This is a genomic window from Marinobacterium lacunae (assembly GCF_000705555.1).
In the GTDB taxonomy this organism is placed as follows: domain Bacteria; phylum Pseudomonadota; class Gammaproteobacteria; order Pseudomonadales; family Balneatricaceae; genus Marinobacterium_D; species Marinobacterium_D lacunae.
On record NZ_JMQN01000061.1, the window covers coordinates 1 to 537 of the forward strand.

1 protein-coding gene is annotated in these 537 nt (G+C 61.8%); it reads right to left on the reverse strand.

Annotated features, from left to right (window positions below; genetic code table 11):
* Positions 1–372 (reverse strand): NAD(P)-binding protein (locus ADIMK_RS20565; protein ID WP_036192270.1); only part of this gene is annotated, 372 nt, incomplete at its 3' end.
* Positions 373–537: the final 165 nt, after the last annotated feature.

The window sequence follows — 537 nt, forward strand, 5'->3', positions numbered from 1 at the left end:
CGCGGTGTTCGTCTTCACCATCCACATGCGGTCCTCCTCGTGCCATGTGGCCGATTCGACCTCCTGACCGAACTCCGCGTGCTCGTAGAGTCCTTCTTCCCGCGCGACCCAGGTCAGGTAGTCGTGGATCTCCGCTTGCCCGGCGTAGGTCTTGCTCCAACGCGGGTTGGGGCGGAAGGAGAAGGAATAGAGATGGGACTGGATGTCGCACTCGGCGCCGGGGTACGTGTTGTCCCGCCACGTGCCGCCGAAGTCACTCCCTCGATCGATGAGCGTGAACCGCTCGAAACCGCACTGTCTAAGTCGAGACGCCAAGGCAATGCCTGAGAACCCCGCCCCGATGATCAGAACATCTTGAATGTTCTGTGTCATGCTCACTCTCCATTCATCACGGAAGAAACGACTTGATGTACTGCCCGGCCCTGTACCGGCCGCGAAGGAAATCGGCGTAGCAGCCGTAGACCTGGCCCAGCCGTTCCTTCAAGAGCGCGTGCCCGGCATCCATCGGCGCGAACGCGGCGGTGCTGATCGCGCCGA